At 45.9% G+C, this 15802-nt stretch carries 8 protein-coding genes; 5 read left to right on the plus strand and 3 right to left on the minus strand.

The features are described 5' to 3' along the window. Positions 1–101 precede the first annotated feature (101 nt). Complete coding sequence (locus KHN78_RS02190; RefSeq protein ID WP_211919658.1) at positions 102–1007, plus strand: LysR family transcriptional regulator; 906 nt, start codon at positions 102–104, stop codon at positions 1005–1007. A 79-nt stretch (positions 1008–1086) separates the two neighbouring features. Here the strand turns inward: KHN78_RS02190 and KHN78_RS02195 are convergent, their stop codons facing one another. From KHN78_RS02195 to KHN78_RS02205, 3 genes are all read right to left on the minus strand, one after another. Next, positions 1087–4221 carry an HD domain-containing phosphohydrolase gene (locus KHN78_RS02195; protein ID WP_211919659.1) on the minus strand — a complete coding sequence of 1045 codons (3135 nt, stop codon included), beginning with the start codon at positions 4219–4221 and terminating at the stop codon, positions 1087–1089. Between the two features lie 165 nt (positions 4222–4386). After that, on the minus strand, positions 4387–5760 hold the full coding sequence (gene melB / locus KHN78_RS02200; protein ID WP_211919660.1) for a melibiose:sodium transporter MelB: 1374 nt from the start codon (positions 5758–5760) through the stop codon (positions 4387–4389). A gap of 375 nt (positions 5761–6135) precedes the next feature. Next, complete coding sequence (locus tag KHN78_RS02205) at positions 6136–8253, minus strand: alpha-galactosidase (RefSeq protein WP_211919661.1); 2118 nt, start codon at positions 8251–8253, stop codon at positions 6136–6138. Positions 8254–9155: 902 nt separating this feature from the next. Between KHN78_RS02205 and KHN78_RS02210 the strand changes: the two genes are divergently transcribed. The 4 genes from KHN78_RS02210 to KHN78_RS02225 all read left to right on the plus strand — a co-directional run bounded on the left by KHN78_RS02210 (position 9156) and on the right by KHN78_RS02225 (position 15732). Beyond that, on the plus strand, positions 9156–10397 hold the full coding sequence (locus KHN78_RS02210; RefSeq protein WP_211919662.1) for a carbohydrate porin: 1242 nt from the start codon (positions 9156–9158) through the stop codon (positions 10395–10397). A 69-nt stretch (positions 10398–10466) separates the two neighbouring features. After that, positions 10467–11342 (plus strand): MalM family protein, encoded by an 876-nt coding sequence (locus tag KHN78_RS02215; RefSeq protein WP_211919663.1) that lies wholly within the window; start codon positions 10467–10469, stop codon positions 11340–11342. 90 nt (positions 11343–11432) lie between these two features. Beyond that, the gene (locus KHN78_RS02220; protein WP_211919664.1) at positions 11433–14525 is read left to right on the plus strand and encodes a beta-galactosidase; all 3093 of its coding nucleotides are present in this window, start codon (positions 11433–11435) and stop codon (positions 14523–14525) included. Positions 14526–14724: 199 nt separating this feature from the next. Next, positions 14725–15732: a substrate-binding domain-containing protein gene (locus KHN78_RS02225; protein WP_211919665.1), complete on the plus strand. Its 1008-nt coding sequence runs from the start codon at positions 14725–14727 to the stop codon at positions 15730–15732. Positions 15733–15802 lie beyond the last annotated feature (70 nt).

Raw genomic sequence — 15802 nt, forward strand, 5'->3', positions numbered from 1 at the left:
AAATCATACGTGAGCGTCACTAAAGCTCAAGAGTTCTTGTTTTAAGGAACACTGAATAAGTGTGATAATCTTAAGGTTACTCTTTCTTCAAGTCATTCAACATGCTCAATAAAATAAACCTTGCTGACATTCGCTCGTTCGTTTTGATCGCGCAACTGGGTAATTTCACTAAAGCTGCTGAAGCTCTTTCGGTGTCACGTTCTCATGTATCTCGACAAATCAGTGGGCTAGAAACCCAAATGGGCGTGACACTACTCACCCGCACGACACGTACGTTGCGGTTAACTCAAGCAGGTGAACGCTTTTACAAAGAGTGTGAAAAAGCACTTCATGATATCGACCAAGCCTTAATCGCAGCTGTGGATGATACCCAAGAAGTTCGAGGTTTACTGCGCGTAAATTGTGTTGGCGGCTACATTGGTGAAGATATCATCGCCAAGTACGTGAGTGAATTTATGCAGCAATACCCAAACGTAGTGGTTGATTTGGACTTTTCTTCGCCACGAATTGATTTGATTGAAGATCAGTTTGATGTGGCGTTTCGCATGGGAGAGTTAGAGAGTGCCGGATTTATCGCACGCAAATTAATGATAGTTGATATGGTCACGCTTGCCAGCCCTGACTACCTTAAACAGTATGGTGAGCCTCTGGTACCCAAAGAATTGACGCAACACCGCACCCTAACCGGCTCAGTCACTCGCTGGAGTTACCGCAACGTTGCTAACCCGAAAGAGCACAGTGATGTGATAGTGAAAGGCAATCTGCGTTGTAAGAACGGCCGCGCACTTGTGATGGGCGCACTACACGGTAACGGAATTATTCGTGTGCCACTGAGTTACTGTGACGAGGAAGTCGAGAAAGGTGAATTAATTAAGGTGATGCCGGAATGGGAAATCCCATCCGTACCACTATCCGCCATTTTTCACCGTGACCGCTACCAACCTAAACGTCTGCGCACCTTTATCGACTTTGTCAAAACCAAGTTTGAACAAGACTTTAATGTATGAGGTTTTCGCATAATAATTGGCGCGTAAAAGTGTGCGTAAGAATTTAGGCTCTTACGCACAATCTTCGGGCTTGTGAAAGCTAAGATAGCTTCTCTAAATAACCATCGATATCAACATCATCGATAAGCTCATCCGGTAGGTAGCGCTTGGCGTAACTTAAATAAGTGCCACTGGTGAGCAAAAGCTTAAAGACATCTTTATCAATGTGCCCACCGAGTGCCATTTTCGACATAATGTTGATTGCCTCACTCAATGATTTGGCTTTCTTATAAGGTCGATCAGCTGCGGTTAACGCTTCAAATATGTCTGCAACTGCCAGAATGCGCTCAGGGATTGATAATTCCTCACCCATCAAACCTCTCGGGTAACCAAAACCTTCCATCGCTTCGTGGTGCGTAGTCGCGTAGCGAGGTACGCGATCGAGTTCTGGTGGGAATGGTATGCTTTCTAACATTTTGATCCCACTGATCATGTGCTCATTAATCTTAAAGCGTTCTTCTGCTGACAACGTACCGCGCTGTACGGCCAAGTTATACAATTCGCCATGGTTGTAGAGTTTCTCTGGCACCGTCATATTGATGCCAAACTCAGGGTCAAGATCAAACGACTGTTCACGTTCAATTACATGCTCAGGACGGTCAGAAAGTAACTTCTCCGTAGCCGGTGTTGGTTGTGGTTGATAGCGTGTTTCTTCCAATGGCGATAAACCTAGTCCGCAATCGAAGTAACGCGTCCACTCTTTCTCGGCCAACTTGTGCAGGCGTTCAATGTCTTGCTCCGACATAAACTCTGCACCCACGTTTGCATTGGCGATAAACTCAAACCCTTCTTGCAACTCTGCAAACTCTTGTTCAAGTGCTTGCTTCGGTTTATCCTCAATACCTAAGGCTTTTAGCTTTTTAAGTAAGTATTGAATCTGCGCATCTCGCCACAGCACTTCAAATCGCATGCGCACTTCGTGAATGCGGTTGTAGTTGGTTTCTAGCTTACTGCCTTTATCAACCACATACTCAGGCGTGGCGATCTTGCCGCAATCATGGAGCCAAGCGGCAATGCGGAATTCACGACGCTCTTCATCATTTTCAAAAGTGAACGCTTCAAACGCACCTTGGTCTGATTTCTCTGCTTCTTCTGCCAGCATCAACGCAATCTCAGGAACACGGTTACAGTGCCCTGCCGTGTACGGAGACTTTTCATCGATCGCTCGGGCGATAAGTTGAATCACAGACTCAAAGAACTCATTTTGCCTTTGCTCAAATTCCTTAAGTGAGTTGCTGCCTCGCACTACCGAAAGCCCTAGTTGGTGAATCTCCTCGATACGAGAATGCACACGCTGCACTTTTTCATACTCACGGTCTCTCACGAATCTTACTTGTTTTCTTAAGGCATTAATGGGCTCCGAAATCGGTTTGGCCATCATCCATGCCACAGGAATTAGCAACGCAAGCACAAATAAAGAAGCACCAACCGCATATAAGGTGGCTTCATTGACCCCTGCCATTACATAGGATTCTGGAATCACCACCGCAAAATAACGCTCTTCCTTGTAGGTTAATTTGGAAACAAACACATACTTGTCTTGACCATCGAGAGTAACCCTCTGGACCGAATCAGTGAAGTTAGGGACTTGAGCAAATTTGACCAACTCTTCGTAAGGCGTGAAAGTATAAGGGGGTTGTGCCGTCTCGCCCTCGAACCATTTTTCACGCAACTCTTTTCTTTGTTCAGGAGTGATGGCATCAATGGCAAGGTTAATGATCTCAACTAAAGGTCTTTGTTCCTCATTTATCAAGTAGTAAAAAGCGCTAGAAAGATTCGAGTCCTTAACCAAAGTGATCGCTAAGTTCTGACGAAATGCCTCTCGTACCTTGTTGTTCAAAATTTGTCGAATATCAAGCACTGCGACAATATCGCCATTCATCACCCCATCAATGGCATCATGTAATGAGGCATAGCTGATGATCGTCATTTCCGGGTAAGCTTCTTTCAAATCATCTTGAATACTCCACCCTTTCAGCAAACCGATTTTACTGTTACTGACTTGATCAAGTGTATTGATATGTTGGTTTTCTTCTTTGGTCAGAAAAGCAAATTTCGCATGATAAAGAGGATTACCAACGACGCCGAGATAAGAGAGATCATCTTGATCGGCAATCGAATGAAGGATGTCGATATCACCTTTCCCAAAGTCACTCACTAGTTCATCCCAGCTTCGGCCATTCACAAACTTGAACTTTAAGCCTGTCATTTCAGCAATCATCTTGAACAGATCAATCGAGAAACCTTTTGGGCGTCCACCGACGGTATAATCAACTGGCCCCCAATCGTTTTGATTGGAGACTTTAAGCTCAGGCGTTGCTGCTACCAAAGCCCTTTGCTCATCAGACAAACTCAATGGTAGAACTGACGGCAATTGATCTTCAACATCGAGCATCTTGTTGGTTGCAATCAAACGTCCATTCGCTTTATAAATAAATGCTTCTGCTTCTGAAACTTTCTTGTTTTCTACAAAACGGTGGGTTAGTTGCGCTTCTAACGAGGAAAGAAGAATGTCTACCCCAACCACGCTATCAGACTCCGGCACCTTGATTGAAAAAGTTTCACCAGGCACTTTTAGCGTATTAAAGAGATAAGGAGAGGTGTTATAGATTTCATCATAATCAGCACTTTGAAACCAACTACGCTGAGTCGGAATAAAGTTACTGAATTCTTCTGAAACGTGGCGTGAAACGAAGTTTTCATCAAAGTAAATACTTACCTTACGGCGATCTCTTTTCACTCCACTATGAACAACCAGCAACCATTTATCTCCTAGTTGCGCCTCCACACGGGAACGTATTTGTTCCGAAGAAAGATTGATTAACTGGAAGAACTCATTGTTCGCCTTAGCGACAAAAATGCTGTGAATGTTCGGCTCTCTAACCAGTAGTTTAGACAGCGGAATAACAATACTTTTTTGAGCAGTATCTACCCCCGTCAGTGACACCAACTGAGCCCCACTGCGCACAACGGTCTCCGCTAAGTTTTGTAGATCAGATAAATAACCCGAGACACCCGTGGCGATCGCCTGATATCGAGTAAGGGTATGCTGAAGCTCTGATTTTCTAGCAAAATGATATTGCAGAGTAATCGCCACACTAGCGGTTACGAAAGTGCAGAAGATAAACATCAGCCCTAGAACCGTTCTTAACGAGATGCGGGTGCGCTTTTTCATCACAATCCTTAATAAAGGTAAATCCATCCTTAAGCAATTGAAATTATTACCTAGCGTGCCCACTTTCGCTAATAAAATTTGGATCTAAAAAAACGCCCCCATCTCTGGAGGCGCTTTAACTTAGTGACTAAATTGAGTTTAAGGTACTTAAGTGAAAGCGGTCGATTACGCTTGTGCTGGTACGCTTTCAACTTGAGTTTGTTGCTCAGCTTCTTCTTTGTTGAAGCCTTCGTGCAGATGGTAGTAACGTTGATAAATCACACCACTGATTGTCATCATAATCGCTGGCAGACCAATCATCATAAATTCTAGACCCATGATGGTGCTTGCTGATTGCTCTACGTTTGGCACATAACCCACAACAGACAGACCCACACCCACGATGAAGCCACCTGCTGCGCCTGCGAATTTCACAAGCATGGTTTGTACTGAGAAGATAACGCTCTCGCTACGACGACCTGTTTTGTGCTCACCGTAGTCCACAACGTCAGCCAGCATTACGGTTTGCAGCGCGTTCGCTATACCTACACCGAATTTAATTGCCGCACCCGCCATACCAATCATTAGTGCGTTAGCTGGAGCGATGAAGCCCATCAGTAGTAGAAGTACACAAGACAGAATTGGGAAGCCACAAGCAATAGGCCATAGAAGCTTGCGTGGAAGGAATGCTGCAAGACGTGGGAACAAGAACACACCCGCCACTTCTGCTGCGCCCGCAACCGCCATGTAAACTGGGAATAGCTCTGCGTTACCCAGTGCATAAGAGAAGTAGTAAATCGCGAAGCCACCAACCAATAGGTTCGCAATTTGGAAAGACAGAACCGTGCCGATCAGCGCTTTAAGCTGGTCGTTTTTACCGATGATAGTCAAAACGTCTTTGAAGCTGAATTTCTCTGCTGGTTTTGCGTTTGCTGGTGCTGCTTTTTCTTTTACGTTACGCGCAATTAAGAATGCGCTCATCACGAACAGAACCGCGATTAACATAGCTACATTGAAGAAACCGTTGCCTTGGTTGCCGTTACCAAGCTCGCCAACAATGTGAAGACCGTAAGTACCAGTAATGAACCATGCAAGGCTCGCGAATAGGCGTGGCCATACCACAAGCTTTTCACGTTCTTGACGAGAGCTTGATAACGCAGGAATCATTGACCAGTAAGGGATATCCATAATGGTGTACGTTAGACCCCAAAGGATGTATGCCGCTGCTGCATAGATGTAAAGCGTAGTGCCTTCAAACATGTGAGTACTGAAAAGGCCAACCAGCACTACTGCGTTTAAAAGCGTACCAATCACAATCCAAGGACGGAATTTACCGAATTTTGAGCGCGTGTTGTCAACGATCACACCCATCATTGGGTCAGTAATCGCATCAATAATACGAGCGGCTAAGAAGATGGTACCAACGAAAGCAGCAGACAAGCCGGCTACGTCAGTGAAGTAGAACATTAAGAAGATGTAGATAGGTGCACAGGCAAAGTCTTTACCGAGTGCGCCAAGACCGTAAGACAGCTTGGTTTGTAGCGTAATTTTATCAGACATAATCGTTCCTTAGTGTCGTACTGCTATTCATTCCCCTAACTAGAATTCATAACGTCGACGTCTTTTATTTATATTTCGATGCTAATGCTACTGACCTGCCACTTTTGTTACTGTGATCCATTACCACTTTATGGAAACGTTTACAGGGAAGTTTTTAAAATGAGACATCGAACAATATTTCAGACAAACAACGTGACCAAACCTAATAAAAACTAGCTAGTTATCATAAACTTAATAATTTAGACACTGAAAACAATTTCAATTTAACTGATAAAAATACAACGCAAAAAGCCGTACAACCTTATAGGATGCACGGCATACGTTGACGATTTATAATCGATATGTCGCTAATATCGCGAAGTTTAGTGAAAAGTGTTAACTAATACGCTCAAACTTCACTAACATTGCACTTTCTGCATCAAGAATTGGCATAGTTAATCCCACTTCTTCACACCAAGCTCCTGACAGTTCGCAACCCGATTCAGTCCAAGGTGGCTGATAATTAACGATATCATCGTAATTCGATGGTTTATCTAAAACGGACACGCTATATGTCGCCTTTGGATCTAACCCCGGTAATCGCAAGTGGCCACTTAGCGAATTAGTTGGCATCGCAAGCTGCGCAATCATCACCACTGCTTCCGATTGATCGTTTGAGACAACCGCATGAATTTGATGTGCTTTATCGTCAGTTGGCACACGCCATGTTCGACCGCTATGCAACAGTGGGCGCAGCATTTTATGCAGATTAATATAGCGCTCAAAACCTTGCTTTTCTGCTTGATCTTCTTTCACCGGATCAAGCTCAATGCCCATGTGACCAAACAGTGCCGTCAGACCTCTGAATTCAATGCTGTGGCGACGCCTTGTGCTGTGACAATGGCTTGCTCCAATGTGACTGCCCATGACCTCTGGCGGGAAGAAATAGCTCATACCACGCTGAATGGTTTGACGCTCGAGTGCGTCGTTGTTGTCCGAAGCCCAGAATCGATGAGTACGTTTCAACACTTCAAAGTCAATACGGCCACCACCAGCGGCGCAAGATTCAATCTCTACATTCGGGTGTCTTTCACGAACTTTATCCACTAGATCATAGTAGCGTTGAGTCTGGTTGTGCGCCGCAGCCTGACCAAGGTGAGCTGGCTGTACAACTTCACGGTTCATATCCCACTTGATGTAGGCGATGTTGTAAGTCGATAAGAAATGATCCAAGCGCTCAAACAAGAAATTAAATGCATCGTCGTTTTGCAGATTAATCACATATTGATTGCGACCTGTTGGCTGCTCGTAACCGTCAACGGCTAATAACCATTCTGGATGAGTACGGTATAAATCCGAATCTTTATTGATCATCTCTGGCTCGAACCACAGACCAAATTCCATACCGAGTTTATTCACGTGCTCAACTATCGGCTGCAAACCCTTTGGATACTTAGTTTCACATAGGAACCAATCCCCTAGCCCAGCTTTGTCACCGTTGCGCCCTTTGAACCAACCATCATCAATGATAAAGCGTTCAACCCCCATCTCCGCCGACTGAGTTGCCATCGACATGATGTACTCTGGATCGTGGTCGAAGTAGATGCCTTCCCACGTATTGAGGTGGATCGGGCGAGGTTTGTCCGTGAAATCTCTCGGTAAAATCGTTTCGCGTACATGAGAGTGGAAATGATGACTCATACCATTAAGGCCAGTATGGCTGTGACTCGCATACAGCCATGGAGTGGTTACGCTTTCCCCCTCGTTCAGCGCAATTTCCCCTGGCAAATAGATGACTTCCGCTTGCATGTATCGACGGCCATCCGCTTTTACATCCACACGCAATCTGTGATTACCACTCCATGCAAAATGGAAGCCCCACACATCACCGCTCATTTCATCGAAGCTTGTTGTACCAACAACAAGCGCAGGATAATGCTCATGTGAGGTACGTCCACGGCGGTTTTCTTGTTGGTAACCGCCTTGCAATAAAGACTGGCGAACAGTTTGGAACTCGTGCACCCAACGGCCGTAGTATGTCATCAGCTCATTTGCACGAGCGGGTAAAGGTAAGGTATTGGCAAGACGGTTGACTTGGTAAACGCCCGATTTGGCGTTAGTCAATGTATGACGAGTTTTCACTACATCGTGTGCATCTAGCTTGAGCTCTGTCGTTAAGTGTAAGCCTGCAATAGTGTCTTCGCTTGCAATCACTAAGCTATCTTTGGTCTGTTGAATATCCGTGATAACAAACACAGGCGCCCAATCTTGTCCGTTACGATGCCCCTCTACACCAGGACTACTAAACACACCGCGACCAAGCTCAGGGTGCAGAGTCATTGAAACGTCTGCATCTAGCCGTCCGTATGGCACAGGGCGTTGCAGAGCTAGGCGGTAACGTTCAAGATCACCACTGACTTTTTGTCCCCAATGTAGGATCTCGGCGTACTCACCTAACTCTACAATCAATTGCGTCTGCTGACCTGCTAGCTCAATCAATGCTTTATCCATCATCTTGTCTTACCTTGGAACTGGAAATTACGTCGCATCATAATGAAAAAAACAAAATAATCTGTGACCCACACCAAATTCATGGAAACGTTTACAATCTAATTTCAAAACTGTTAATTAGTGTACTATTGTTGTTCTTGCCTTATGTTTCACTTCAAACCGTCATTTCATTTGCGTTTTTACAGATGACGAAAAGCAGAGCACCCAATCTAGACCCAGTCCAGACCAAAACATAGAAATAAAAAATAAAGTTATAATTCAACAACCTAAAACCATAAAAACATCAATAAAACTATAGAATTTCACCGTTTACTCGATCTTCTTTATGAATGCACGATTTCATTTGCCTACATAACACTCACTTAGCCCGTTCGCCCCTTGCAGTGGTTAACCGACCACCGTATTCTTAGGACTTCGAGATTCCTGTGGAGTGTCTCTCTTGGGTCCTAACTCATAATCCCAGCTTGACGATACTAGCGATTGCCGTGAGCTCAACAGCCACAAACACTTGCTGTATAGACTTCTTTGTCTCACACGCCCAATTGACTTCAGTTGGGCTACCTTTCCTCCTCCAACTTTTCACAACCTCAATATAAATAAGCAAATACAACGCCTTAAAACCATCTTTACTATTTCCCTAGCTCACCACCCGCCAACTTTTTATCCACATACACCCCAGATCAAGAAAACGATTCCAGACAACTATCTTAAAAATCGAGCTTAACATTTGCCGAATGAGCAAAATTAAGAGATCAAAATCACACAAAATAGTAATAAACCCGTCAATAGACCAAAAATGCCAACCTCATCATGAAAACGTTTCCAGAGTTTATTTACACTGCGCAGCGAGTTAGGACTCAAATAAAAAAACAAATCCATAAATAAAAATAAAATGGAGACACTTCATGAAACAAAAGACGCTTGTAAGAGCGCTTGGGTTAACCCTAGCCCTAGCCCCTCTTGCTGGGATCGCAGCAGTGGAAAACGTAACGTACTTTGGCTACGCCAAGTGGGGCAACATTTACACCGATAACGACCAGCACAATGACGGAAAAGGTGAACGTAATGACGTGATTCGTGCAACCCAAGGTTACGGTAACTATCGTCTTGGTAATGAGTTGAACTGGTGGGAAGCAGGCGTAAAAGCGGACGTTTGGCAGCAAGGCGAGGCCTACTTTGATACTACATTATACCTTGGCAGTGGTGAAAGCTGGGGTGATGTTAGCCTTATTCAAATGTGGTCTGCGGGTCACGGTCTGTTCGATGGTCAAGCAGATGCCACGATTTGGGCTGGTGAACGTTTTTACCGTCGTCATGAAGTCCACATGATCGATATCAAATACTGGGATACCTCAAGCACAGGTATCGGTATTGAAAACTGGGATCTTGGCTTTGCAAAAGGTCATATTGCGTGGATGGCACCAAAATCCAGCGCTGATGACCGTACGCTTCACAACATTGATGCTCGACTAAGCGACATTGAACTGAGCGACAGCGCGGATCTAACCGTTGGCTTGAACTACGTTTTCACTCAAAACTCTAGCTATGACCAAAGCGACATCACCACGTCTGGCGCTATGCTCTCAGCGCTTTACCGCCAAGCTTGGGACTACGGTTCAAATACGTTCGCTTTCCAATATGGAACTGATGCGCTGGCTGGCGGCCTGATGAGTGCTGAAGGTGGATCTAATCGCAAGTACAGCACAGGTGTTGAGCATGATGGTTACAGCTGGCGAATCTTCAACTCTGGCGATCTGAACGTGAATGAAGATTTCCAAGTGATGTATTCCATCGCATACCAAGACAAAAATCTTGATAACAACGATGGTGATAAATGGTTTAGCGTTGGTGCTCGCCCTCAATACAGCTGGACCGAATACATGGCAACCGCACTAGAAGTTGGTTACGAATCGGTTGAAGCACAAAACGGCGCAGGTACTAACGACATGTACAAAGTGACCGTGGCACAAATGTTTCAAGCAGGTAAAGGGGTTTGGGCTCGTCCATCCATTCGTCTATTCGCAACCTACTCAGAAAAAACCGACGAGTGGAACCGTGGTTCTGAAACCTATGGTCAGGCACAAAGTATCAATGCGAAAAATGTAGACGAAGTAACTTTCGGCTTTAACGTCGAAACATGGTGGTAACCCAATCCGGCTACTATTTTTGAACCCAATGGGGAGAGCGACGTGCTCCCCCCAAACAGGACAAAACAGATGAAACTAAAACCGCTCGCTACTTTATTTATTGCACTGTCTCTAACAGCATGCAGTGGCTTACCAGAACAAGCGTTCAATACCGATTTGAGCAATCAAGCTTGCTGCTCAACATTGGCGTCTTTGCCTCTGACTGCCCTATCGGTTCCATTCCACCAGCAAATGGTCATGGATGCAGATTTGCCAAGCGTAAGCCGCGCGGTTTTACTTTCTTCAGGTTCCGCATCATCACAAGCACTGCCAGTGATGACCTACCAGATTTCGTCTGATGCGCCATTTTCTTTCTTAGTGCGCTCTTATGTTGATAATAACGCGCTATTTGCTGCGAACGTTCTTATTTATGACGCAAAATGGCAGCTTCTAAACGATTACTCAGCGAAAGACTTTAACTACCACACAACGGGCATGCGCGGCTTGGAGCGTATCGAGAAAGTGGTAACAATAAACCCGCAACTCAACGGTGCGAAGTACATCGTGATTGCTTCAGATCCATCAGTATTAGGCGCGGAACTAAACCGTAAGCGCCAAGAAGAAGTTTACGCTGAATCGCAAAACGTCATTGGCAATAAACAACTTCCCCTCAAGGCGAAATACCAACCTTTTGGTGTTATCGACGTGACGGTAAGTGCCTCCAACAACAATGCCGTGCTAACACTGTTGGCTGAATTGGGCACACAATCCGATGAAACAACCAAGACAGAGTTAATGCCGGCTGCATCGTCAGAAACGCAAGACGAATGGTCGTTGTATCAATCTCAAATCGATACAGCACTCAAAGATAACGATGTAAAACAAGCCGCTGAGATTGCGAATCAAGCGGAACAGCAAGGCTTTACTCAAGCGAATGATTATCTCGTGAAGCAATTAGCGAAATAACGCTTCACGACAAAAATGCAGACTCACTCGCTTCTGCACCTATTGCGGGAGCGAAACAAAATTAGAAACAAAAAGTTAAGTAGGAACACCATGAAGGCATTTTCAGACATTCTCCAAAGACGCGACTGGGAAAACCCACAATCAGTGAACATTCACTGCCTTAAGGCTCATAGCCCTCTTTCCAGCTTCCGCAATATTGACCATGCACGCGATGGTGTTCATGCTCAGCGAAAATTGCTGAACGGACAATGGAAATTCAAACTGTTTGATGCACCAGAGCAAGTTGATGGTGAGTTCATTGAAACGCAATTCAACGACACCAACTGGGATGACATTACTGTTCCATCTAACTGGCAACTTCAAGGCTACGATAAGCCTATCTACGCCAACGTAAAGTACCCGTTTGAAGTGAACCCACCATTTGTACCAAGTGATAACCCTACGGGTTGCTACCGCACTACCGTGTCACTTTCCGCAGAAGATTTAGCCAATACGCAGCGCATTATCTTTGATGGCGTGAACTCCGCTTTCCACCTTTGGTGTAATGGCTCTTGGGTCGGCTACAGTCAAGACAGCCGCCTACCATCTGAATTCGACCTAACGCCTTACCTTGTCGCAGGTGACAACAGCTTAGCGGTAATGGTCATTCGCTGGTGTGATGGCAGTTACCTAGAAGATCAAGATATGTGGTGGCTAAGCGGTATCTTCCGCGACGTGACTTTGCTGTCTAAGCCACAGCACTGCATTGAAGATGTGTTCATCACACCGGATTTAGACGCGTGTTACCGCGATGGTTCTCTGTCGGTTGTGACTTCGATTTCTGCGCCAGATAGCTACCAAGTTCAAGTGCAGCTGTTTGATGGCGAACAAGCCGTAACAGAACCTCGCATCGACTGTCCACACAACCGTCGCATTGACGAGCGTGGCACGTGGGATGACGTGGTATTCCAAACATTGCACGTACGCGAGCCAAAGAAATGGACAGCGGAAACACCGAACCTTTACCGCTTAGTCGTTTCACTGTTGGATGAAAACGGCACGCACCTAGAAAGCGAAGCGTACCCAGTGGGCTTCCGTAAAGTCGAAATCACCGATGGCCAATTGAAGCTAAACGGTAAGCCTTTGCTGATCCGCGGTGTGAACCGTCACGAACATCACCCAGAGCTTGGTCATGTGATGACAGAAGAAGACATGATCCGTGACATCTGCCTGATGAAGCAATACAACTTCAACGCGGTACGTACGGCGCACTACCCAAACCACCCTCGTTGGTACGAACTGTGTGACCAATACGGCTTGTACGTGTGCGATGAGGCGAACATCGAAACGCATGGCATGCAGCCAATGAATCGCCTATCGAGCGATCCACAATGGGCGCACGCTTACATGAGCCGCTACACCCAAATGGTGATGCGTGATAAAAACCACCCATCGATCATCATCTGGTCTTTAGGTAACGAATCCGGTCACGGCAGCAACCATAATGCGATGTACGCTTGGTCTAAAAACTACGATCCTTCTCGCCCAGTGCAGTACGAAGGCGGTGGTTCAAACACCACAGCAACCGACATCATTGCGCCAATGTACGCGCGCGTGAATACGGTCATTGAAGACGAAGCTGTGCCTAAATGGGCAATCAAGAAATGGGTGTCGTTGCCAAATGAAACTCGCCCTTTGATTTTGTGTGAATACGCACACGCGATGGGCAACAGTCTGGGTAGCTTTAATGATTACTGGGATGCGTTCCGCGATTACCCTCGCCTACAAGGCGGCTTTATTTGGGATTGGGTGGATCAAGGCTTGAGCCAATGGGATCAGAACGGTCAACACTTCTGGGCCTACGGCGGCGACTTTGGTGATGAAATCAATGACCGTCAGTTCTGCATCAACGGTTTGATCTTCCCAGATCGCACGGTTCATCCAACGTTGGAAGAAGCAAAATACTGCCAACGCATGATCACCGTATCACTGCAAGAACAAAACAAAGAAGCTTGCACACTATTGGTAACTAACGAGAACTTGTTCCGCGCGACCGATAATGAGCAATTGAACTGGTCACTATTGGAAGATGGCAAAGTTATCCAAACGGGTTCATTCGCTCTTAGCGTAGAAGCCGACAGCCAAGCAAGCATTGAGATTGCCCTTAATTTCACGCCAAAAGCGGAAGCGCAATACCACTTAAATACCGACATTACTCTGATTGCTGCGACGCCTTGGGCAGACGCAGAACACCTAGTCGCTTCTGAGCAAATGTCACTACGCAATACAGCAGGCCTTGCTCTGCCAACATTGGAAACGCAACCAGCGCCAATGCTAACGCAGCAAGACAACACCATATTGGTGTCTAGCTTGGATGAAAAACATCAATGGCGTTGGGATAACCAAACGGGCTTAATGACCGACTGGCGTGTCGATGGCGAAGCACAAATGCTCGCGGCACCACAAGATAACTTCTTCCGTGCGCCACTGGATAACGACATCGGCGTGAGCGAAATCGACAACGTCGATCCAAACGCTTGGATGTGTCGTTGGGATATGGCGGGTATCGGCCAGTGGGAGCGCCAATGCGTCGTTTGCCACAGTGAAACTCTGGCACATGCGGTGAAAGTGACTTCGACGTTCGCTTACCACTTTAATGGTGAAGTACAAGCGATCACGACTTGGACGCACACCCTGAGCAATAACGGTGAGATGGCATTGGCTGTCGACGTGAAATTGGCTGATGATTTACCACCAATGCCACGTATCGGTTTGGAACTAGAACTGCCATTAAACAAGCAAAACGCGCCGATCACATGGCAAGGCTTAGGTCCATTTGAAAACTACCCAGATCGTTTGGCAGCTGCGCGCTTTGGCCAGCACACACAAACACTTGAGCAAATGCATACGCCGTACATTTTCCCAACCGATAGCGGTCTACGTTGTGGTACGCAATGGTTGAAAGTGAATGAGTTAGAAATCTCGGGTGACTTCCAGTTCAATGTGGGTCAGTACGCTCAGCAGCACTTAGCAGCAGCGAAACACACTAACGATTTGGTTGCAGAAGAGAAGATTTATGTGCGCATAGACCATAAACACATGGGTGTCGGCGGTGATGACTCTTGGAGTCCAAGCGTACACAAAGAATTCCAATTAACGGACAATCAATACGCGTACCGAGTGACATTCAAGCCTGCTCAATAACACGTCCAAAGAAACATAATAACCCCACAACACGTCAGTGTGGTTCTATCCCCAAGTTTCGGCTTGGGGATTTTTTGTTCAAGCGACTTCTATTTGTTTTAAAAGCTTGATACACCGCCACTATTCTCACTTGGGTGTTTGAGTTCATCCGCTTTGCATTGTTAAATAAAGCAAATTTCAGATCCTGAGTTCCCTCCCTATGGCTACTATCAAAGACGTCGCAAAAGAAGCAGGCGTATCCATTGCAACCGCATCTCGCGTGATCAATAACGCGCCTCACACTAGTGATGCAGCTATTGTTGCTGTTAAAGAAGCAATGGCAAAACTTGGTTATCGCCCCAATGCCAATGCTCGTGCTTTGGTGAACAAATCCTCAAATGCCATTGGTGTTTTAGTTAACGATGTATCGGCACCGTTTTTTGGCACCATGGTCAAAGCCATCGACACCATTGCAAACGAGCAAGGAAAGCAGCTTCTTATTGGTAGTGGTTATCACGATGCGCTCAAAGAACGCAATGCCATTAATATGCTGCTCGACAGCCAATGTGAATCGTTAGTAGTCCACAGTAAGGGCATGACCGATGCCGAGCTCACATCACTCGCAGGTGATATTCCCGGCCTAGTCGTAATCAACCGAGTAGTACCAAACATGGCTTCTCGTTGTATTGCTCTCGATAACCGTAAAGGTTCATACATCGCGACGGAGCATCTTATTCGTAATGGTCATCGACATATTGGTTATCTTTGCTCAAATCATGATATCGAAGATGCTCATGACAGACGCGAAGGCTATCTAGATGCGCTGCGCGACAACAGCATCGAGATTCGCGAAGAGTACATTGAATATGGTGAGCCAGATGAAACTGGCGGTGAGCAGGCCATTGTCAACTTGTTAGCCAAAAACACTCCGGTGACGGCAATCGCTACCTACAATGACTATATGGCCGCTGGCTGTATGACCTTACTGCAAGAAAATGGCATTAACATCCCTGAGCACATGTCCGTCATTGGCTTTGATGATGGCCATATCGCCCGTTATATATACCCTCGGTTGACAACCATTCGCTACCCAATTCAAGTAATGGCAAACGAAGCGGTGAAACTTTCCCTACAGTTGGTTGCAGGTCAAGAAATGGAACGTTCTGAGTGTAAACTCTTTATGCCAATCCTTGTGCGTCGTGCATCTGTAGGCTCAAACTCCAAGTAAACAGGTGCTATAGCTATGTAACCCTGATCTAGAGACAAGTAATCGAAAGCTATACCCAAGTAAAACAAGC

Source organism: Vibrio sp. B1REV9 (assembly GCF_905175395.2).
GTDB classification, from domain to species: Bacteria; Pseudomonadota; Gammaproteobacteria; order Enterobacterales; family Vibrionaceae; genus Vibrio; species Vibrio alfacsensis.